Source organism: Neisseria sp. 27098_8_112 (assembly GCF_041433235.1).
In the GTDB taxonomy this organism is placed as follows: Bacteria; Pseudomonadota; Gammaproteobacteria; order Burkholderiales; family Neisseriaceae; genus Neisseria.
Genome location: NZ_JAPWBB010000003.1, coordinates 26,497 through 47,456, shown reverse-complemented (window position 1 = coordinate 47,456; position 20,960 = coordinate 26,497). Strand labels below are relative to the sequence as shown.

Here is a 20,960-nt window from a genome sequence, read left to right as displayed (position 1 = left end):
TTGTATCTTAACATATCAATTCTGAGTCAACCAATACTGCAAACCAATCAAAGTTTTACCATCTTTGATTTCATCGTTTGCCAATGCAGCGCGTACTTCTTCCTTGCTCATCAAGACGGTTTCAGTAATTTCATCCTCATCATTGCTCAATTCACTACCCAAACGCACGCCTTGCGCTTGGTAGAGATACATTTTTTCATCGCAAAAACCGACTGCAGTATAAAAGGAGTACAACAGTTTGACACTGTCGGCGACATATGGCGTTTCTTCCGCCAACTCACGCAAAGCGCATTCGGCAGGATCTTCATCTGCCACATCCAATTTACCCGCCGGCAATTCCAACGTCGCCTGATCGGCGGCATAACGCCATTGGCGTACCAAAACAACTTTGCCGTCTTCCGTTTCAGCCAATACACACGCAGCACCCGGATGGCGGATCACAACCCGTTGGCTTTCATTGCCGTTGGGCAGGCGAACCCGATCGCGACTGATAGTAACAAAAGAACCTTCGTAGATTGGCTCGCTGCTTAATTTAGTTTCTTTCAAATCCATTTTTTACCTCATTTCCAAATTATTAAATATTAAAGGCCGTCTGAAATTTTACAGAAATAAACTCAGAGGATGCCTTTTCTAATAGTTACCGCTGATGTCGTTGTTGCAAACGCTCCGTATGTGTTCGCAGCTTTTCACTATTTGCTTGGTAGTCACTTGAAGACAATACAGCAACTATTGCCTCTACCTCATGAGGAAGCAATAAGGCCGTCTGAAAATTCTTAATATAAGCCGCCGCCTGCCTAATACGGCAAACATTTGGTGGCATTTTCGATTTCAACTCACAATCACCTAAGAAAACTACCATTGAATGAAACTTCTCCTCAGGAAATTGCAATAGTTCTGACAATGCTTTGATATGAGCATAATTCTGACGCAACGGATTTTGGAAATAATGTTTCTGTTTATAGATGATTTGCGTCCATTTAGATTGTTTTTCACTACCAAAAATCCAGCCTGTGTAATTTTTAGTTTCTATCACAAATATCCCAAAAATTGAGACATAAATATGATCAATTTGTGTCGTACCATCTCGAGATGGAATAATTAAATCGTGAAACTCAAAATAAGTTTTCTCATCTAAATTTTTTCCAATTACAGAACGAACTGCTATTTCTCCCATACTTCCCTTTATTTTAGGATTTTTCAACAGTGCTTTTAATAAAAGCAAAGGAATAATGATCAGAAAAATCCAAAATATACCTGACATACTTCCCAATATTTGTTCAATCATGACGTTTTCTTTTTTATTTAAAACTAAAAATTTATATATTTATGGTTATTCCCGAGTGCGTTCAATCTCAATACCGACCTGGGCCACATCTGGCAAGATACCCGGTTTCACAATACGGACACGCACTTTGGCCGCACCAAAATCATTTAAAATCAATTGGGCGATATGTTCCGCCAAAGTTTCCAGCAGTAAAAAATCCTGTTCGGCAAGGCTGCGGCGTACGACTTCGCATACTTCGCCATAATGAATGGTGTCGCCGATATCGTCGCTCGTGCCGGTACGCTCGGGAACACTGATTTCCAAATCCAAAATCAAAGTCTGTTTACGCTCGCGTTCCCAATCATATACGCCGATTAAAGTATCGGCCTTCATGCCGTACAAAAAGATTTTATCCATTTGCCTGTCCGTTTTTTTGATAGAATAACCGTTCCCATTTTAAGTAAAGCACCCAAAATGTTCAATGTACTCGCCATTATTGCCGCCTATCTTATCGGCTCCCTGTCTTTTGCCGTCATCGTATCAAAATATTACGGCATGGACGATCCGCGCACTTACGGCTCCGGCAACCCTGGTGCCACCAACGTCTTGCGCAGCGGTAAGAAAAAAGCAGCCGCACTGACCCTGCTCGGCGATGCAGTAAAAGGCTTGGTTGCCGTCATCTTGGCACGCTGTCTGCAAGATGCTTTAAATTTATCTGATGCAACGATAGCCCTGGTTGCCATCGCCGCATTGGTCGGTCATATGTGGCCAATATTTTTCAATTTTAAAGGTGGCAAAGGCGTAGCCACCGCATTAGGCGTCTTACTCGCCCTCTCCCCCGCAACCGCCCTGCTCTGCGCCTTGATCTGGCTGGTTATGGCGTTCGGTTTCAAAGTATCCTCTCTCGCTGCACTGGTCGCCACCGTCTGCGCCCCCATCTTCGCCTTCTTCATGATGCCACACGCCTCTTGGGCATGGGCAACCGTATTCATTGCCGCATTGGTGTTGTACCGCCATAAAAGCAATATTCAAAACCTGATTCAAGGCAAAGAAAGCAAAATCGGAGATAAAGCCGGAAAATCTTAAAAGCGTAGATACATTCAAATAAAAGGCCGTCTGAAAGTATATTTTTCAGACGGCCTTTTATATTACTCAATGATTAAAAGGGTTGTTTCTATATAATATAAACCGCAAAAATAAAATTACAATATTTTCAATATATTATAGAATAAAATCAAAATAATTATTTGAAATACGTAAAAATAGTACACGCAATTGGATAATAATAGCCCTATATTTTACACAATTAGTGCAGAATTTGTATGAATTGCTTTTAAGAGCCAACCCTTTATTTGCTCTTATTTCAATCCTTTTTCCACCAACCAGTTTTCCAGCAAATCAGCGATTTCCACGTTATTTGCTTCGGCAAAGGCGAAATGGCTGTTGCCGCGTATGCCGATGTCGGGCAGGCGCACAACGCTGGCATCGCCGCCGTGGCGGTTGACACAGTCGGCGAAGGCTTGCGCCATATGGATGCGCTCAATCCACCGCTGTGATGCCCAGTGCGGGTTGTCTGCCGAGATGTAATCGCCGCGCTGGAAGCCGAACAAGCCGATTTAAACGCCCAACTTTCCGACCCCGAAATCTTCAAAGACTACGAAAAAGCCGGCCACCTACAAGCGCGCGCGGAGGAAATCGAAACGCTGCTGCTGGAAAAATTGGAGCGGTGGGAAATGCTGGAAGGGAAGCGGAACGGGGGGGGATTTTGAGGGTTCAGGTAGCCTGATAGGGCGTCTGAAACATTGATAGACCGGTTACTGATGCCCGCTTTCTGCTACTTTTGTCCATTTTGCCAATGTCTGTTTCATCTGTGCCTGAGGGATAAAGCGGGCCATCCGTTCTACTTCCTTGCCTTGATAAAACAGCAGCCATGCAGGTACGGTCAGCACGTGGAAACGTCCGGCCATTTCGGGTATTTCAGCAATATCGGCTTTTACGGCATACACATTTCCTTCCTCCGCCAAAGCTGAGTCAAGCTGGGCGCCCACGACCATACAAACACCGCAGATTGGGGCTTTGATGTACAGTGATACTAAAGGGTGTGTGGCGATGGCCTGTTCGATGTCTTTCAAAGTGTGCAGTTGTTGCATGACATGTACTCCTTTGAGCGATTAAGCCCTTTTCTAGTTGTCCAGAAAAGGGGATTTTAACGAAATGAAAACAAGAAAACGTTTTGAGTCGTCTAGATTTTTTCCACAACCACTTTTGCCCGCGCTTTCAGGCTGTTCAACACTGGTGAGGTGGCGGCGGAGCGGTCGGCAAAATTTTGCAGGGTAGGAAGGTCGGCGTCGGCTTTTACTTTTACGGTTAGCACCAGATTATCCAGTCCACCGTAGCCATCTTCCATGCCGAACAGTTTGGCCATGTCGATACCGCCCCTTGCGGATATTTCAAACTGTTCCAGTTTCACGCCTGCCTGTGCTGCTTGCAACTCGAAACCTATGGAGCAGCAGCCTGCAGCAGCGCCGATCAGGTATTCCATCGGACTTGGGGCGGCGTTTTCACCGCCCATGTTTTTCGGTTCGTCTGTGGTAAAGGCAGGGAAGCGGCGCACGGAGATTTCGTTCTTCGTGCCGGATACCCAGCGCGAATCGGCGCGTAATGCTGCCTTGCCTTTTGTATGGTCGTTTTCAACCGTTGCCATGGTGGTTCGGAAACGTTCGATATCTAACCCGTTAATCATGTTTTGTCCTTTCATATGATGAATTGCAGATGGTTTTTCGCTACACTTACACGCCCATTTTCCACGCGGAGATGCGCTTCAAATTATCCACACCGTGTCGTGATTGACGATGGCGGCGAACGTGCCGTCCAGTTTGGCAATTTCAGCTTTGTCTTCATTTCTAAGCGCAAAATCAAAGACGTTCAAGTTTTCCGCCATGCGTTCGGGTTTGGTGGATTTTGCCACCACGATGATGTCGCGTTCCACCAGCCAGCGGGTAATCACTTGCGCCACGGATTTGCCATATTTCGTACCAATTAGCGACTGACAAAATGGTGGGCAAAAGCCCACCGCTTCAAGTTGATGTTTTATCATTAACCGAACACTTTTTTCAAATGTGCTTGGTAGTCTGCGAAGTATTGTTCTACTTGTGGATTTTTAACTACATCGTTACATGTAAATGTCGGTAGACGGGTCAAACCGATGAACTCGTTGAGTTTGTGGAAAGGCATGTACACAGCATCCACATCTTTGCCTTCAAAGAAGTCGCCTTCACGGGTGAACGCTTCAATCGGCGCATTCCAAGTAAGCGAAAGCATGTGTTTTTTGCCCTGCAATAAACCACCTGTACCGAAGCCTTCGGTCGGGCTGACACGATGACGGCCATCACTGTGGTAAAGCTTGCCGTGTCCAGCGATAAATACTTCGTCTATGTATTTCTTCACTGTCCAAGGCTCGTGCATCCACCAAACAGGCATCTGCCAAATCACGGCATCCATCCACAAGAATTTTTCGATTTCTGCCTCAACATCATAGCCAGCATCAATCACAGTTTCTTTTACATTATGTCCAAGTGCGGTCAAAACTTCTTTTGCTTTTTTGTGAAGCGTGTGGTTTAACTCACCATGCGAATGGCCGAATTCTTTACCACCGTTTAATAATAAAATGTTCATTTTTACTCCTAGAATAAATAATTTATAAAAAAGGGAAAAAAAGGGATGTGATGTTTACGGATACTGTCTTCTGTTTACTATCATGAAAATGCAGTCATTTTATGATTTGTTTTTATTGAGATCAATAGGGTTTGGCTTTATTATGTAATGAATTAAATTCACTAATAAAAGAGACTTTAAAGAGAAAATGCAAAACTTTAACGAACTGAATTATTTTTTGACGTTGGCGCAAACACAGAGTTTTGTAAAAGCGGGACAGCTTTTAGGGATTTCTTCTTCGGCGTTGAGCCATAGCATGAAAAATTTAGAAACGCGGCTGAACCTGCGTCTGTTCAACCGCACTACACGCAATGTGTCGCTGACCGAAGCCGGGCAACAGCTTTTCGACCAACTTTTCCCACTTTATCAAGCCATAAACCAAGAAGTCGATGCATTAAATGATTTTTTGAATACGCCATCGGGATTGATTCGCATCAACGCCCCGGCGATGGCAGCGGAAGCCGTGTTGTATCCAAAATTAAAGCCGATTTTGAACCAATACCCGAAAATCCGCTTGGAAATCGTGGTGGACGATCGTTGGGCAGATATTGTGAAAGAAGGATTTGATATGGGCGTTCGGTTAGGTAACAAGGTAGCGAAAGAGATGATTGCGGTGCCAATTTCCGCACCGCTCAAAATGGTATTGGTTGCCTCGCCCGATTATTTGGCACAACACGGTTCGCCGAAAAATATTGATGATCTGCAACAGCACCGCCTTATCGGCATAAAACTCTCCGCTGAACACGGCACGGAGATGCAGTGGGAATTCAAATACAAAAAAGAGCTGATTACGTTCACACCAAAATCGCACTTTTCCATCAACAATCATCTACGTCTGCAAGCCGTTTTAGACGGACTTGGCATTGCGTGGATAGCACATATGAGCGTAGCGGATGCACTCAATTCGGGGCACCTGGTCGAGCTGCTGCCTGAGTATGCGATGACTTACGAACCGCTTTACCTCTATTACCCCAGCCGCCGCGGGCATTCCAATGTGTTTAAGCTGATTGTGGATGCGTTAAAAGTAAAAGCCGTCTGAAATTTCAGACGGCTTTTTTCATAACAAAGAGAGGCCAAATTTTCCAGTATTTTTGCAAATTCTCTTTAAAAGATGATCGCTTATCAATCTAGCCTCACAGTCTCTCCGTCTTCCGGAACGTTCACACGGCTTTCAATGCCTTGACCGCGTATAAATTTACGCATATCGGCGCGACTGACGGCGGTATGATTCACGGTATCCATGTGTACGGTGATGATTTTGGCTTTAGGCATGACTTGGCTGGCTTTTAATACATCAGCCGTCCCCATAATAATGCCGTCTGAAATGCCTGAAATCAGCGCGTAGCCTGTGTTCATAATCAGATAATCGGGTTTGTATCGGTTCAATGCTTTGTTTACATCTGCCGTCCACACAGTATCACCCATAATATAAGCGGTTTTATGTCCGCTGCTTTGGAATACCACACCCATTGCATCGCCTAAGATTTCGGCTAGCTGCGGGTTGGCATACATGGCCTCTGTGCCATGTACGCCGCTGGTTTTGCTGATGGTTACGCCGTTGAAGACAGCGCTGCCGTTCAACACGCGTACATCAGTAAAGCCTTGGCCGCGGATTTTTGCCGCGTCGGCTTGGTGCTGCACATATACGGGCAGGTTTTTCGGAATGGAACGTGCGGCGGTTTCGTCCCAATGGTCTTCGTGAGTATGGGTAACGATAACTGCATCCACACCGTCCAAAATTTTATTCACGCTCATCGGTAGCCCGACCAGCGGCATTTTGGCTTGGTTATTGAACGTGCCGGCAAAGCCGTTCATGGAATGCTTGGGGGCGAAAAACGGGTCAATCAAAAACGTCTGCCCCGCATATTCGACCTTGGCGGTAGCGTTACGGATATGTTGGTATGAATCGTCTGCCCAAGCGGAAAAAGCTGTCGCGCCCAAAACAGTGGCAAGAATAAATTGCTTGAATTTCATGATGTTGCTCCTTAAAAAATCATGGAGCGTATTTTAAGCAGCAGGTACATCGGCTAAAATAGGCAATATTACCAACAAACGCAAGGATAGTGCCAAAATGTCGTCTGAAAACGAGCGTAACGAGTTTCGCCAAAATCAAACTGTCCCCAAAATCGTGCTATATGCTCAATCGGGCATGAACGATTTTGTCTTCAACATTCCCTTTTCTGTTTTTCAGACGACCTATCGGGACAATCCACTCTTTGACCTGAAAATCTGTTCCGATGACAGCAAAGACGTCATCACGGCACTGGGCGCAAGCATTCCCATACACGGCGGCCTAGATTTGACGGAAGAAGCCGACATCATCGTCATCGCAGGCTGGCGCAACATTGAAGAAACCCCGACGCCGGAACTGGCTGAGAATTTACAGCGGGCAGCGAAACGTGGTGCACATATTGTCGCCCTATGCTACGGCTCTTACGCCCTTGCCTACACAGGACTTTTAGACGGCAGAACCGCCGCCACCCACTGGCTTGCCGAAGACGACTTTGTCCGCCGTTTCCCTAAAATTCATCTGGATACCAACCGCCTATATGCGGAAGACGGCAACTTTTTAACATCGGCAGGTGCGGCAGGCGGGTTGGATTGTTGCCTGTACCTCATCCGCAAAATCCACGGTGCAACCGTTGCCAACGACCTTGCTCGTACCTTGGTTGCGGCACCACACCGTGAAGGCGGGCAGGCACAGTTTATCCACCGACCTGTCGAACGTCGTACCGCCGATGACAAAATCAATCACTTATTGGACGAACTACGCCAAAACCTTGCCACCCCATACCGCTTGGACGATTTGGCAAAAAAATTAGCCGTTTCCCGCCGTACCTTTATCCGTCATTTCGCCCAAGCTACAGGTATGAATTTCGGTGAGTGGCTCACCACAGAGCGGCTATGGCAGGTACAAGATTTGTTGGAAAATACGGATTTGCCGATAGAACGCATCGCCGAACAAAGCGGCTTCGGCAGCGCGTCAAACCTACGTTTACAGTTCAAAGCCAAGTTTAAAATCAATCCGAATGCCTGGCGGAAAGTATTTGGCAGATAGCTCGCGTTAGTCAATCCAAAACACCTGCGTGCAGGCTGCTTTGGAGGTCGTCTGAAAACCCAAAAAGCAGCCTGTACTTTTCAGACGGCCTCAACAGGTAAACCCTTCCCACCCTTACCCACACCAATAATTTCCATCTAATTTTCCCCACATAATGCGAAAAGCCTGCCGCAACCGTCCGCTGGCGGAAGCTCAAACGAAGCGTAACCGATATTTGTCGAAGACCCGTTATGTGGTCGAACAAAGCTTCGGTACGTTACACCGTAAATTCCGCTATGCCCGGGCAGCCTATTTCGGTCTGCTCAAAGTAAGTGCGCAAAGCCATCTGAAGGCGATGTGTTTGAACCTGTTGAAAGCCGCCAACAGGCTAAGTGTGCCTGTTTGTGCCTAAAAGGTGGCCCGGATGCCTGATTATCAGGTATCCGGGGAGGATTAAGGGGGCATTTGGGTAAAATCAGGAGGTATTGGGGGAGAGAAACAGCCGAAAACCTGTGTTTGGGTTTCGGTTGTCGAGGGAAGGGCTTTTTTGCAAAGGTCTCTAACAGTGTTTTACACAACAGCTTAAGAAAAATACGCCGGCAACATCTCAAACACCGCAACCCTTTCAGGCTGCCATAAGGCTTCACAGTATCATTCTTGAAATCTTCAGATACTGTAAACAGCGCCAGATATCTATAGATAAAGTTATGGAAATGACATTTTATCAATGATTTTGTAAAATTTAGTGAATTTATTTTCAAGTAAAAATATACTGGGTTTAACATTATGTCCGCCATACACACCCATCTGAGTTTAGCTATTTTGGCAGCCTTTTCTTTTCAGGCTGCACTTGCCGATACCATTGAAGAAAGCGAATCCAGACGTCAGGAAATGCGACGCTGGCAGCAGGAGCAGCAGCTGCAGCGCGAAGTCGATGTGCGTTTGGACGATACGCGGCAAAGTACGCTTACTCCGTCTGCGGCCGAATCGGCCGAATCCCCCTGTTTCCCCATTCATACCGTTACCCTGACCGGCGATGCTGCCGGCCGTTTTCAGTTTGCACTTAAAAAAGCCTTGAAAGAAACCGGCTTCCAATCCGGACAATGTTTGGGTGTGCAAGGCATCAACCGCATTATGGTTGCGGCACAAAACGCCGTTATCGGCCACGGCTATACCACTACCCGTATTTTGGCCGCACCGCAGGATTTAAACAGCGGAACTTTGGAATTAACCGTTTTGCCCGGCAAAGTGCGCTCGGTTCGCACTGATACTTCGCACAACGACCAAACCCGTGCCGCGCGCATTGCCGCCTTTCAAAACGAAATTCCGTTGAAAGGCGGCGATATTCTGAATCTGCGCCGTATCGAGCAGGGGCTGGAAAATCTCAAGCGCGTACCCACCGCGGAAGCCGATATTCAAATCGTTCCCGCCGATGCACCCGATGAAAGCGACATCATTGTTGCCTGGCGGCAGCGGCTGCTGCCCTACCGCCTGTCGCTCGGTGTGGACGACTCCGGCAGCAAAACCACCGGCAAATACCAAGGCAGCCTGACTTTCTCTGCCGACAACCCTTTCGGCTTAAGCGATCTGTTTTATCTGTCCTACGGCCGCCATCTGGGCCATACCGACGCCCATACCGACTCCGAGGGTAAAAAAACCGCCGGCGGCACCCAAAGCTACGCCTTTCACTATTCCGTTCCTGCGGGCAACTGGCTGTGGAGCTGGAACCACAACTACTACCGCTACCACCAAGCCGTGGCGGGTATCAATGAAGTGTACGACTACAACGGCAAAAGCCGTAGCAGCGACATCGGATTTACCCGCCTGCTGTACCGTGATGCGCGGCGCAAGAGCCATATCGGCTTCAAACTGTGGCAGAAAGAAAACCAAAGTTTTATCGATGATGCCGAAGTCGAAGTACAGCGCCGTAAAACCGCCGGTTGGCAGTTGAGCCTAAAACACAAGGAATACATCGGCCGCAGCACTTTGGATATCGGCCTTGGCTACAAGCGCGGCACCGGCATGGCCGATGCCATTGCCGCCCCTGAAGAGGTGTTTGATGAAGGCACTTCGAGAATGAAGGTGATCACTGCCGACATCAGCTATAACCACCCCTTCCAAATCGGCCGGCAGCACTTCGTATATGACACCGCCCTGCATGCCCAGTGGAATAAAACCCCGCTGACGCCTTTGGACAAAATCGCCATCGGCGGTCGCTACACCGTGCGCGGCTTCGACGGCGAAAGCTCACTGTCGGCCGAGCGCGGCTGGTACTGGCGTAACGAAGCCGGCTGGTATTTTCAGGCTGCCCACCAGTTTTATCTGGCGCTAGACGGCGGCCATGTTTCCGGCGACTCGGCGCAATACCTGCTCGGCCAAACCCTAATCGGCGCCGCCGCCGGCCTGCGCGGCCAGTTCAAAGCAGGCGGCAGCCTGAATTACGACCTGTTTGTCGGCAAACCGATTAAAAAACCGCAAGGCTTTAGCAAACGTACCGCCGTTTTCGGCTTCAACCTAAACTATTCGTTTTAACCGGAGAAAACACGGGCACCACCTGCATTTGGGCTGCCTGTTTCCCATTTCCACACGGACGCAAGAACATGAACAAACACCGCCATAAAATCGTCTTCAACCGCACCCGCGGCATCCTGATGGCCGTAGCCGAGACTGCCATCGGGCAGGGCAAAAGTCCCGGCGAGCGCTCAGGCGGAGAAACCGGTGGCGGTGACGGCAGCCCAAAAACCCGTTCAGGCTGCCGTTTGCATTTGGGCACGCTGACTTTCAGCCTGCTGCTCGGTTTCGGTTCGGCCCTGATTGTGCCCGCTGCCGCTGCCGACATCCAAGCCGACAAATCCGCCCCCAAATCCCAGCAGCCCGTCATCCTGCAAACCGGCAACGGACTGCCGCAGGTCAATATCCAAACCCCCACCGCCCACGGCGTATCCGTCAACCAATACCGCCGTTTCGATGTCGACACGCGCGGCACCATTCTCAACAACAGCCATAAAAGCGTATCCACCCGCCAGGCCGGCTGGATACAGGGCAACCCCTTTCTCGCCCGCGGCGAAGCCCGTGTAATCGTCAACCAAATCAACAGCAGCGACCCGAGCCGGCTGAACGGCTATATCGAAATCGCCGGCCGCCGCGCCGAAGTGGTAATGGCCAACCCCGCCGGCATCCGCGTCGACGGCGGCGGCTTTATCAACGGCACAGGCGCCACCCTCACTACCGGCCGTCCCATCCTGGCAGACGGCCGTTTCGACGGTTTGGACATCGGCAGCGGCCGCATCGAAATCGGCGCTCAGGGTCTTGACGGGCGCGATGCCGACTACACCCGCATTCTCAGCCGTGCCGCCAAGATTGACGGCGGCATTTGGGGGCAGGACGTCCAAGTGATTGCAGCCGGCGGCCAAACCGACGCCGCAGGCAGCCTGAAAGACGCCGCCGCACCCCGCGCCCCGTCTTCATCCGCCCCCGTCTTTGCCATCGACACCGGCGCCCTTGGCGGCATGTATGCCGGCAAAATCACCCTGATTGCCGCCGACAACGGCAGCGGCATCCGCAATGCCGGCAAGATTTACGCCGGTGCCGGCGGCGTGACCCTCAGCGCCGACGGAACACTGGCCAACAGCGGCACGGTTGCCGCCCAAGACGGCGGCGCCCTGCGTCTTAACGCCGGCCAAACCGACAACAGCGGCACCCTTTACGCCCACGGCCAAAGCAGCATCGACAGCACAAGCAGCCTGAACAACAGCGGCCGCATTCTCAGCACCTCAGAAACCCGCATCCGCAGCGCCCATATCGGCAACAGCGGCCAAATCGACGGCGGCCGTCTCGACATCGCCGCCCCCGTATTGGACAACAGCGGCCGCATCAGCCAAAGTGGCAGTCAGAATCTCACCGTCGATACCGCCCGCCTGGCCAACAGCGGCCGCATCGGCCTGCCGGAAAACAACAACGGCAGCAGTGGAAACAATAGCGGCAACAACGGCAGTAACAACGGTAACAACGGCGGCGGAAACGGTAATTCCGGCAACAACCTGCCGCCCGCCAATAACGGCAACGGCAACAGCGGCCACACCCCGGTTCCCGCTCCTGCCGAAGGCCGCATCAGCGTCTCCGGCCGTTTGGACAACAGCGGCACCATCGAAGCGGGCGGCCGCACCGATCTGAACGTACACAGCGAACTGGCCAACAGCGGCCGTCTGACCCTCGGCAGCCTGAAAACAGAAGGCGGCCGTTTCGACAACCACCAAGGCACCATCCTCGCCCGCAGCGCCGACATTAGCAGCCGCCACACCGACAACCGCGGCGGCGCCCTGGCCGCAGGCAGCCTGAAACTGGATGGCACCCAACTCGACAACCGCCAAGGCGCCATCCGCAGCAACAGCCAAAGCGACATCCTCCTTTCAGACGGCCTGAATAACGAACAAGGCGAAATCACCACTGCCGGCAGCCTGAAACTGGCCGCCGGCGATATTGCCGGCGGCGGCAGCAGCATTCTGGCCGGCCAAGATCTCGAACTGAAGGCCAACCGGCTGGACGGCAGCGGCACCCTGGCCGCCGGCCGCGACGCCGCCCTCAAACTCAGCGCCGACTTTGACAGCAGCGGCGACATCGAAGCCGGCCGCAAACTCAGCATCGAAAGCGGCGGCAGCATCCGCAACCGCCACCGTTTGGCCGGCGGCCAAGCGCTCGACATCCGTGCCCGGCACATCGACAACCGCGCCGAAGGCAAACTGGTTTCCGGCAGCAATACCCGTCTTGGCGCCGACACCGTTGACAACCGCGGCCTGATCAACAGCAACGGCCTGACCCGCATTGATGCCGCGACTGCCCTGAACAACATCGGCAGCGGCCGCATCTACGGCAGCCGTCTCGCCCTGGGCGGCGGCAGCCTGAACAACCGCGAAGAACGAAGCGCAGACGGCAAAAACCAAGCCCCCGTCATTGCCGCCCGCGAACGTCTGGACATCGGCATGCGCAGCATAAGCAACACCGGCAGCGGCTTTGGCCGGATTGAAAACGGCCAAGTACAAACCGGCAGCGTCTCCAGCCTGATCAGCAGCGAAGGCACACTGCATATCGGCGGCCGTTTGAACGAGAGCCATCAGGCCGAAGGCAGGGCCGAGCGACTGGAAAACCGCGGCGCGCGGATTGAAGCAGCGGGAGGCGGGCAGATTGCCGTTCAAAAACTGGACAACCTGAACGCCGGTTTGCGCACCGAAGAATATTTGGCCGACAGCCGCCGCCAAACTGCCTACACCTTTGCCGGCGAGCCCGAACGCTACATTGACGGCGAAGACGGCAACATGAGCCAATACCGAACCAATCTGGTCTTCCGTTTCAACGAGCAGGGCAGACAGAAAAGCGGCAGTACCGAACGCAAATTCGAACGCTCCGACGTATCGGCGGTACGCCGCTACCAATACAGCCTGAACCGTTACCGCCAACGTATCGTAGAAAGCCGTCCGGGCGAAATCCTGATTGGCGGCGACCTGAAAGCCGAAGGCGGAGAATGGCGTAACAGTGACAGCAAAATCCTGATCGGTGGCACATTGTCGGGGCTTTCCAAAGACAAGATTGCCAACCACGCCACCCAAGAGCAGCGGCGTCTGGAAGAAGTCGGCATAAGCGAACATGCGACCTTCGAAAGAAGCCATGGCCACCGAGGCAGGCATCATGTCTATTGGAGAGGTGGTTATGCTTACAACAACCCGAGCGTCAGCACCCACGACTTTGAAAACCAGCTGAGCGACATTCTGCAAAACCAAGGCAGCCTGAACCCTCCTGCCGGCCATGCCGCCGCAGCCGATGCCGCCACCGCCGCCGTTACCCCTCCGCGCATTAAAAGTCCCGACGGCAGCTTCAGCCTGCCCGAAAGCAGCCTGTACACCGTCCGTCCCGACCGCCCCGGCTATCTGGTGGAAACCGATCCCGCCTATGCCGACTACCGCACCTGGCTGGGCAGCGACTACATGCTCAAAGCCCTGCAAACCGATCCCAACCGCACCCACAAACGGCTGGGCGACGGCTATTACGAGCAACGCCTGATCAACGAACAGATTGCCCGTCTGACCGGCTACCGCCGTCTGGACGGCTACCCCAACGACGAAGCCCAATTCCAAGCCCTGATGGACGCCGGCATCAGCTTCGCCCGCACCCAGCAGCTGACCCCCGGCATCGCCCTGTCCCCCGAGCAGGTTGCCCGGCTGACCAGCGACATCGTCTGGCTTGAAAGCCAGACCGTTACCCTGGCCGACGGCAGCAGCCAAAGCGTACTCGTACCCAAAGTCTACGTACTCGCCCGCCCCGGCGATCTCAACAGTGCCGGCGGCCTCATCAGCGCCGACGCCCTGCAGCTGAATGCCGGCCGCATCGACAACCGCGGCACCCTGGCCGGTCGGCGCATCGTCGATCTGGCCGCCGGCGACATCAGCAACAGCGGCCGCATCGGCGGCAAAAACGTCATACTCGACGCCCAACAACAAATCGACATCACCGGCGGCAGCATCGAAGCCGAACAGCTGCTCAGCCTCAAAGCCGACAACATCACCCTCCAAAGCAGCACCGCCCAAAGCGGCGACTCACACAACGGCCGCACCACCGTTGACCGTGTGGCCGGACTGTATGTCAGCGGCACAGAAGACGGCCAAGGCCTGCTCAGCCTCGAAGCAGGGCATGACATCAAACTGAACGGCGCCCGCCTGGCCAACCGCGCCCGCGACGGCCGTACCCAAGTCGTTTCCCACCAAGGCAGCGTCACACTCGGCACCGTCCGCACCGAAAGCCACGAAAGCTACGGCGCGGCAAACGACAAAAACCACCGCCACGTTCACCAAAGCGCCGAAGCAGGCAGCCGTATCGAAGCGCTTGGCAACATCACCGTATCCGCCGGCAAAGACCTGAACATCCGCCAAGGCCAAATCGACAGCCAAAACGGCCGCACCACCCTGGCCGCCCAAGGAAACATCGACATCGCCGAAGGCCGCCGCACCCTGGATCTGGACGAATCGACCTACAGCAAAGAGCGCGGTTTGGTCGGCAGCAAAAGCCGGCTGGACCAATACCGGCGCCAACACGACGAAGCAGCCGGCAGCGTGATTACCGGCCGCGAAGTCAGAACGGCTTCCGGCGGCGACACCCGCATCCGCGGCAGCCAAGTCATCAGCGACGATCAGACCCTGATTGCCGCCCAAGGCGGAGTGCGCATTGACGCCGCAGACCACCGCTACCAAGATTGGGAAAACCACGAGCGCAAAAAGTCCGGCCTCACCGGCAGCCTGAAAAACGGCGTAGCGATGGCCGGTTACGGCAAAACCCAAGAAAACCTGCAGCAAAACAGCGTATCGTCTGCCGTAATCTCCTCGCAGATAGGCAGCCTGAAAGGCAACACCACCGTAGCAGCGGGCGGCAAACTGACTACCGAAGCCGCACAACTGTATGCCGGCGGCGATCTGCATCTGCAGGGGCGCGAAGTTTCCCTCGGCGAAGCCTACAAACGGAACGAGCGGCACAGCGAAGCGCAGCACAAACAGAGCGGCTTCTCGGTCGGCATCACTTACGACCCCTATACCGCCGGCAAAAATGCCTGGGACAAAGCCATGCAGGGCGGCGGGTACAGCGACAGTATCGTCGGTAACTGGATGCAGCGCAGCAGCGCCTCAGCCAAAGCCAGCCAGGCGGCGGGCACGCCCGTTGTCATCAGCGGCGGCCGCAGCCGCAGCACGCAGGTGCAGGATGGCAGCAGCGCCGAAGCCGTCGGCAGCTCGCTGACAGCCGGCCGCCATCTCAGCATCCGTGCCACCGAAGGCAACATCGAAGCCAAAGGCGCACAAATCTCCGCCGAAGGCGATGCCCTGCTGTATGCCCGCGACGACATCCGACTGCTGGCCGCGGCCGACAGCCGCCGGCAAACCGGCAGCAGCAAGCGTAGCGGTTTCTCCATCGACAACCGCGACCATATCACCCCCTTCGGCACCTTTAACGATCAGGGGCAGGCTGCGGGCGAGATCGGCAGCATCAGCGGCAGCACCCTGTCCGTGGGCGGTAAAACCCGTCTGCTTGCCGAAAAAGGCAATATCGCCGTCAGCGGCAGCAGTCTGGTCTCCCAAGACGACCTGCTGCTTAAAGCCGGCGGCGACATTGACATCCGCGCTGCCGAACACCGCCAAAGCCAGAGCGAGCGCCAAGTTTCTTCCGGCATCGGTAGTGCGGTTATTTCCGACACCGAGCACTTTAGCGGCTGGATGAAAAATCGCCGCGAGAGCGAAGGTGAAGAAACCCTGCAGGCCAAAAGCCAAATCGGCAGCCTGAAAGGCGGCGTGCGGATAGATGCCGGCGGCGCCTACCGCCAAACCGGCAGCGATCTTGCCGCCGCCCGCGACATCGACATCAGCGCCCAAAGCATCGATATCCGCACCGCCGACAATCACGGCCGCAGCCGCCAAAGCGAGCGCGACCTTAAAATCGGCACCTTCGCCAAAATCTCCTCACCGCTGATCGATCTGGTCAACGCTGCCGAAGGTGCTGCCAAAAGCAAAGCCGACGACCGCACCCGCGCCCTGCAGGGTCTAGCCGCCGGCGCCCAAGCCTACCAACTGGCCGATGCCCTTAAAAACCAAACCGGCCAACAAGGTGCCGTCCTCTTGTCCGTTGAAGCCGGCTTCGGCTTTAAAACCGCCAGCAAGGAACAAAACCAAAACTACCGCCAAAGCCGGCAAAGCAGCCTGAAAGCCGGCGGCGACATCAACATCGGCAGCCGCGAGGGCAACATTACCGTCCAAGGCAGCAACATTACTGCGGGCGACACCATCCGCCTCGATTCCGCGCGCGACATCCTGCTGCAGTCGGCCCAAGACAGCCAACATCAGGACGGCAAAAACCGCAATGCCGGCGTACAGGTCGGCGTCGGGGTTTCCGTTGGTGCCCAAACCGGCGTCTATATCTACGCCGAAGCCGCCTACGGCAAAGGCAAAAACCGCACCGACAGCCAAACCCATCAAAACACCCTGCTGCAATCGGACAAACTGCAGCTCAGCAGCAAGGGCAATACCGTGCTGAATGGTGCCCAAGCCCATGCCCGACGCATCGACGCCGATGTCGGCGGCACCCTTTATATCGAAAGCCCGCAGGACACTGTCGAACAGGAGAGCAAACAAAGCGGCGGCGGCATCCGCGCCCAAGTCGCGCTCGGTACCGCATGGAGCGTATCCGGCAACTACAACCAAAGCAAAGCCAGCGGCCACAGCCGCAGCGTCGGCAGCCAAAGCGGTCTCTTTGCCGGCGAAGGCGGCTACCACATCACAGCCGATAGCGTCCGGCTTAAAGGCGGTGCCATCGCTTCTGCCGCAGATAAAGATCACAACGAACTGACCGCCCGCAGTTTCAGCTTCGAAGACATCCGCAACGAAAGCAGCTACAGCGCCAGCAGCATGGGCATCGGTGCCGGTTATGGCGGCAGCCTGAAAGGAAGCAACGGCTTCAATCAAAGCGCCTTTGGTCGTGCGTCCCAAACCGCCGGCCAGAACATGAATAAAGGCTTCAACTACAGCCCCACCCTGCCGCAACATGAAAGCGGCAACAGCCAAGGCTATACCCGCTCGCTGCTCAGCGAAGGCAACATCACCATCGGCGGCAAAAAAACCAGTGCCCGCGCCCTAGGCATCCATACCGATTCGGCCACTGCCCATCACGGTGCCGACAGCGTTCCCGATCTGCAAAACCTACTCGACAAACAGCAAACCATTGCCCAATCGACTGCCGTCATCCACAGCTCCGTTGCCACCTATAGGGGCAACCGTGCCAAAGCGGCAGCCGAAGAGCTGGAAAAACAACAAGCCGCCCACGAAGGCAGCCTGAAAGAGCGTAACGACGGCAGCTACGAACACTACCTCAGCCTAAGCGACGCACAACGGCAGCAGGAGATGCTGGCCCATTCCCCCGCCTACGCCCAAGCCTACCAAGAAGCCCGAAGCTGGGGTGTAGGCGGCAGCAAAAGCCGTGCGCTTAGCGCCGCCGAAACCCTGATTACCGGCGCCCTGGGCGGCCAGGGTGATTTACAGCTGGCGGCCAATACGTTGGCGCCGTATGCTGCAGCCGCCATCGGCAAGCGCTTCGGCCACGGTGAAAACAAAAACGAAGCCGCGCAAGCAATCGGCCACTTTATGCTCGGCGCGGCCTTGGCCTACGCCAACGGCGCCGACCCGCTGGCCGGCGGCAGCGCTGCCGTTGCTGCAGAACGTGCGGCCGGGTATCTGGCCAAACAATACGACGACGGCAAGACCGCGATTGACCCGACAACGGGGAAATTCAATCCCAACCTTCTGCCCGAGCACATTAAGGAAGAGATCAAAGCGCAGACCGGGGCGATTGCTTCGGTGGTGGGTGCGGCGGGCGGCAGTCTGAACGGCAGCGGCAGCACCAACGGCAACAGCAATGCCCTGTTCAATGCACAGGTAGGGGGTGTGCTTGGACAGAATGCGGTGGAGAATAATCTGCTTAACAACGAAGACAGAAAAAAATACGATCTTTTAACAGAGAAAATTCTCAACCATACAGCAAGTAATAAGGAAAAGGCCGAATTTGAGCGGCTGGCTGCTAAAGACCAAGTAAGCAATGAGTTATATAGAAAATATTATTCAGACCTTCATCGAAAAGATGGAAAAAAAGACCTGACAACCCAAGAAGCAGCTAGTTTGCGATCCTATCTAGACATCATCTATGATGATCAGAAAATTCTTGATAGAAAAATTAAGAATGATCTCTATCAAGGTAAAGAAATCTTGAGAAATGGAGAACCTTATTATCCGTTTTGGCTAGCCAAAAGAGATAGAAAAGTCAGAGAACATTGGAATAACTCTTGGAAAGAAATCCAGGATGCCCGAGGAAAGTATAAAACCGGTTTGGCTGCTGTTAAGCATTTCTTTTTATCGGAAGGTCGTCCGATAGGGAAATACGAGAAAGCTTGGAATATCCTTGAAAGGGATAAAGCTTATGCCGATAGTTTTGAAGGCAGAGCAGCAGCCTCCACCGCACAAGGCATTGCTTTAGGTTTGGAATTTACCACTCGAGGACGTTATCTGATGATGGCTATTGGTGGAGCACAAGCCAGTTACGGAACTTATCAAATCACACAGGGAAACCTTGAGCACGGGAAAGCCAATTTCTTTTTAGGTGCCGGAACAATGTTGGGTAGTGTCAGTCTTGGTGGGGCTTCGGTTAAGAAATCTCCGTTGGCAATCCGCGGACCGATTCCGGCCGGATATAACCGACCGCTGACCAGCTTGGATGTTAATGCTGGGCGTATGGCTAATCAATTTTCAACTGCACATCAGAAAGTTACGGATTTAAATATCTTATTTGCCAAACCAAGTAAAACCGTTTCTAATTCAAAAGTAGGTATCCAATGGAATAATGGTATTGGAAAGCAAGGTATGCCATGGGAGAATTATGTTGGTAAAAACCTTCCCTCGGATGCTCGACTACCAAAGAATTTTAAAACTTTTGATTATTATGACTCCCGTGATGGCTTAGCCATTAGTGCTAAGACATTGGATACACAAACAGCATCAAGGATGCTCAAACCAAGACAAATTTATAGTACTTTAAAAAATTATATTGACAAAGCTGCCAATTTTAAAACTTACTCTCTTTCTAGTGTTAAGTTAAATGCTGATACAATTACTCGGAGAGAGATACATTTAGCTATTCCAGCCCAAACCACTAAAGAACAATGGCAGCAAATCAACAAAGCGATAGAATATGGAAAGACTCATGGTATTAATGTTAAAGTAACGGAGATTAAATAATGGAAGATAAGTGCGAAAATAAATATTTTGCAAGTTTGTATGCAAATGAAAAAGCGTTCATTGTGCAAACAGAATCCGGATTTAGGTTGTTAATGTTAGACACCTTATTCCCACCTCATATTTTGTTTCCGGATGTCGATAACAATCTGCTTGGTCAAGCTGTTTTCCAGGCATTAAAAAATAGTCGAACTTTTGAATATGGGAGTAAAGAATATAAAAATTTTTTCGATCCGGTACAAAGAGTTCAACGCTATAACCAATGGGTTGATCATATACGAGAAACACTGGGGTATAAAACCAAATTAGCTTTTTTTAGAAAGATGATGATGTGCAGCATTAAAATGGATAGCAAGGAAATCGTAATTTCCCCCAATAAACATATCAGATCGGATGCGTGGGAAGGCATTGATGGAAAAGATATAATCATACCCGTTGACAGAAACTACTCGGAAATTGGACAAGGAGCAAAACAAGCTCTAAGTTATTGTAAGTAAGTATATACGTAGTGCATAGGCCTGTTCCCACAACATACTTTTAGTGGCCGACGCCGTCAAAAACCAAACCGGACAGCAAGGCGCTGTCCTCTTGTCCGTTGAAGCCGGCTTCGGCTTTAAATCCGCCGGCAAAGAACAAAACCAACACTACCGCCAAAGCCGGCAAAGCAGCCTGAAAGCCGGTGGCGACATCAATATCCGCAGCCGCGAGGGCGACATTACCGTCCAAGGCAGCAACATTACTGCGGGCGACACCATCCGCCTCGATTCCGCGCGCGACATCCTGCTGCAGTCGGCCCAAGACAGCCAACATCAGGACGGCAAAAACCGCAATGCCGGCGTACAGGTCGGCGTCGGGGTTTCCGTCGGTGCGCAAACCGGTGTCTATATCTATGCCGAAGCCACCTACGGCAAAGGCAAAAACCGTTCGGACAGCCAAACCCATCAAAACACCCTGCTGCAATCGGACAAACTGCAGCTCAGCAGCAAGGGCAATACCGTGCTGAACGGTGCCCAAGCCCATGCAAAACGCATCGACGCTGAAGTCGGCGGCACACTGCACATCGAAAGCCCGCAGGACACTGTCGAACAGGAGAGCAAACAAAGCGGCGGCGGCATCCGCGCCTAAGTCGCGCTCGGTA

At 52.7% G+C, this 20,960-nt stretch carries 16 protein-coding genes and 2 pseudogenes; 9 read left to right on the top strand and 9 right to left on the bottom strand.

All coding sequences use genetic code 11. The features are described from left to right. Positions 1-15: 15 nt before the first annotated feature. The 3 genes from O3682_RS02805 to folB form a co-directional block, all read right to left on the bottom strand. Entirely contained in the window at positions 16-552 is a 537-nt protein-coding gene (locus O3682_RS02805; protein ID WP_308881027.1) for an NUDIX hydrolase, read from the bottom strand. 85 nt (positions 553-637) lie between these two features. Beyond that, entirely contained in the window at positions 638-1,285 is a 648-nt protein-coding gene (locus O3682_RS02800) for a nuclease-related domain-containing protein (protein ID WP_250579449.1), read from the bottom strand. A gap of 45 nt (positions 1,286-1,330) precedes the next feature. Further along, positions 1,331-1,681: a dihydroneopterin aldolase gene (folB, locus tag O3682_RS02795; RefSeq protein ID WP_063075429.1), complete on the bottom strand. Its 351-nt coding sequence runs from the start codon at positions 1,679-1,681 to the stop codon at positions 1,331-1,333. Positions 1,682-1,738: 57 nt separating this feature from the next. Here folB and plsY point away from each other — a divergent pair, with 57 nt between their 5' ends. Next, a complete protein-coding gene (gene plsY, locus O3682_RS02790) occupies positions 1,739-2,350 on the top strand; it encodes a glycerol-3-phosphate 1-O-acyltransferase PlsY (protein WP_063075428.1) in 612 nt (203 codons plus the stop codon). 272 nt (positions 2,351-2,622) lie between these two features. Here plsY and O3682_RS02785 read toward each other — a convergent pair whose 3' ends face one another. Continuing rightward, positions 2,623-2,793, bottom strand: coding sequence for a hypothetical protein (locus tag O3682_RS02785; RefSeq protein ID WP_371508282.1), 171 nt, complete (start codon positions 2,791-2,793; stop codon positions 2,623-2,625). A gap of 51 nt (positions 2,794-2,844) precedes the next feature. Between O3682_RS02785 and O3682_RS02780 the strand changes: the two are divergent. Then, positions 2,845-3,033: pseudogene (locus tag O3682_RS02780) on the top strand (hypothetical protein); the annotation flags it as partial. A gap of 45 nt (positions 3,034-3,078) precedes the next feature. On the opposite strand, the gene O3682_RS02775 reads toward O3682_RS02780, so the two are convergent. The 4 genes from O3682_RS02775 to O3682_RS02760 form a co-directional block, all read right to left on the bottom strand. Then, positions 3,079-3,414, bottom strand: coding sequence for a thioredoxin family protein (locus O3682_RS02775; protein WP_371508281.1), 336 nt, complete (start codon positions 3,412-3,414; stop codon positions 3,079-3,081). 92 nt (positions 3,415-3,506) lie between these two features. After that, positions 3,507-4,007, bottom strand: coding sequence for an OsmC family protein (locus O3682_RS02770; protein ID WP_371508279.1), 501 nt, complete (start codon positions 4,005-4,007; stop codon positions 3,507-3,509). Between the two features lie 78 nt (positions 4,008-4,085). Continuing rightward, positions 4,086-4,361, bottom strand: coding sequence for an aldo/keto reductase (locus O3682_RS02765; protein WP_371508278.1), 276 nt, complete (start codon positions 4,359-4,361; stop codon positions 4,086-4,088). Next, positions 4,361-4,939, bottom strand: a complete 579-nt coding sequence (locus O3682_RS02760) for an NAD(P)H-dependent oxidoreductase (RefSeq protein ID WP_049332393.1) — start codon at positions 4,937-4,939, stop codon at positions 4,361-4,363. The genes O3682_RS02765 and O3682_RS02760 overlap by 1 nt, the downstream gene beginning before the upstream one ends. A 187-nt stretch (positions 4,940-5,126) precedes the next feature. On the opposite strand from O3682_RS02760, the gene O3682_RS02755 reads away from it, so the two are divergent. After that, positions 5,127-6,017: a LysR family transcriptional regulator gene (locus O3682_RS02755; RefSeq protein WP_371508276.1), complete on the top strand. Its 891-nt coding sequence runs from the start codon at positions 5,127-5,129 to the stop codon at positions 6,015-6,017. An 83-nt stretch (positions 6,018-6,100) separates the two neighbouring features. Here the strand turns inward: O3682_RS02755 and O3682_RS02750 are convergent, their stop codons facing one another. Beyond that, a complete protein-coding gene (locus O3682_RS02750; RefSeq protein ID WP_371508274.1) occupies positions 6,101-6,952 on the bottom strand; it encodes an MBL fold metallo-hydrolase in 852 nt (283 codons plus the stop codon). A 97-nt stretch (positions 6,953-7,049) separates the two neighbouring features. On the opposite strand from O3682_RS02750, the gene O3682_RS02745 reads away from it, so the two are divergent. The 6 genes and pseudogenes from O3682_RS02745 to O3682_RS02720 all read left to right on the top strand — a co-directional run bounded on the left by O3682_RS02745 (position 7,050) and on the right by O3682_RS02720 (position 20,947). Beyond that, complete coding sequence (locus O3682_RS02745) at positions 7,050-8,036, top strand: GlxA family transcriptional regulator (RefSeq protein WP_371508272.1); 987 nt, start codon at positions 7,050-7,052, stop codon at positions 8,034-8,036. A 151-nt stretch (positions 8,037-8,187) separates the two neighbouring features. Beyond that, positions 8,188-8,427 (top strand): annotated as a pseudogene (locus O3682_RS02740) (transposase); the annotation flags it as partial. A gap of 374 nt (positions 8,428-8,801) precedes the next feature. Next, complete coding sequence (locus O3682_RS02735; protein WP_371508270.1) at positions 8,802-10,547, top strand: ShlB/FhaC/HecB family hemolysin secretion/activation protein; 1,746 nt, start codon at positions 8,802-8,804, stop codon at positions 10,545-10,547. 68 nt (positions 10,548-10,615) lie between these two features. Further along, entirely contained in the window at positions 10,616-19,825 is a 9,210-nt protein-coding gene (locus O3682_RS02730) for a hemagglutinin repeat-containing protein (protein WP_371508268.1), read from the top strand. Further along, positions 19,825-20,319: a contact-dependent growth inhibition system immunity protein gene (locus tag O3682_RS02725; RefSeq protein ID WP_019271746.1), complete on the top strand. Its 495-nt coding sequence runs from the start codon at positions 19,825-19,827 to the stop codon at positions 20,317-20,319. Before O3682_RS02730 ends, O3682_RS02725 begins: the two co-directional genes overlap by 1 nt. Before the next feature lie 91 nt (positions 20,320-20,410). Beyond that, positions 20,411-20,947 carry a hemagglutinin repeat-containing protein gene (locus O3682_RS02720; protein WP_371508266.1) on the top strand — a complete coding sequence of 179 codons (537 nt, stop codon included), beginning with the start codon at positions 20,411-20,413 and terminating at the stop codon, positions 20,945-20,947. Positions 20,948-20,960 lie beyond the last annotated feature (13 nt).

Bases quoted from the DNA above. Each gene is read 5' to 3' on its own strand.
- O3682_RS02805 (WP_308881027.1), bottom strand. From the start codon at position 552: ATGGATTTGAAAGAAACTAAATTAAGCAGCGAGCCAATCTACGAAGGT.
- O3682_RS02800 (WP_250579449.1), bottom strand. From the start codon at position 1,285: ATGATTGAACAAATATTGGGAAGTATGTCAGGTATATTTTGGATTTTT.
- folB (WP_063075429.1), bottom strand. From the start codon at position 1,681: ATGGATAAAATCTTTTTGTACGGCATGAAGGCCGATACTTTAATCGGC.
- plsY (WP_063075428.1), top strand. From the start codon at position 1,739: ATGTTCAATGTACTCGCCATTATTGCCGCCTATCTTATCGGCTCCCTG.
- O3682_RS02785 (WP_371508282.1), bottom strand. From the start codon at position 2,793: ATGGCGCAAGCCTTCGCCGACTGTGTCAACCGCCACGGCGGCGATGCC.
- O3682_RS02775 (WP_371508281.1), bottom strand. From the start codon at position 3,414: ATGCAACAACTGCACACTTTGAAAGACATCGAACAGGCCATCGCCACA.
- O3682_RS02770 (WP_371508279.1), bottom strand. From the start codon at position 4,007: ATGATTAACGGGTTAGATATCGAACGTTTCCGAACCACCATGGCAACG.
- O3682_RS02765 (WP_371508278.1), bottom strand. From the start codon at position 4,361: ATGATAAAACATCAACTTGAAGCGGTGGGCTTTTGCCCACCATTTTGT.
- O3682_RS02760 (WP_049332393.1), bottom strand. From the start codon at position 4,939: ATGAACATTTTATTATTAAACGGTGGTAAAGAATTCGGCCATTCGCAT.
- O3682_RS02755 (WP_371508276.1), top strand. From the start codon at position 5,127: ATGCAAAACTTTAACGAACTGAATTATTTTTTGACGTTGGCGCAAACA.
- O3682_RS02750 (WP_371508274.1), bottom strand. From the start codon at position 6,952: ATGAAATTCAAGCAATTTATTCTTGCCACTGTTTTGGGCGCGACAGCT.
- O3682_RS02745 (WP_371508272.1), top strand. From the start codon at position 7,050: ATGTCGTCTGAAAACGAGCGTAACGAGTTTCGCCAAAATCAAACTGTC.
- O3682_RS02735 (WP_371508270.1), top strand. From the start codon at position 8,802: ATGTCCGCCATACACACCCATCTGAGTTTAGCTATTTTGGCAGCCTTT.
- O3682_RS02730 (WP_371508268.1), top strand. From the start codon at position 10,616: ATGAACAAACACCGCCATAAAATCGTCTTCAACCGCACCCGCGGCATC.
- O3682_RS02725 (WP_019271746.1), top strand. From the start codon at position 19,825: ATGGAAGATAAGTGCGAAAATAAATATTTTGCAAGTTTGTATGCAAAT.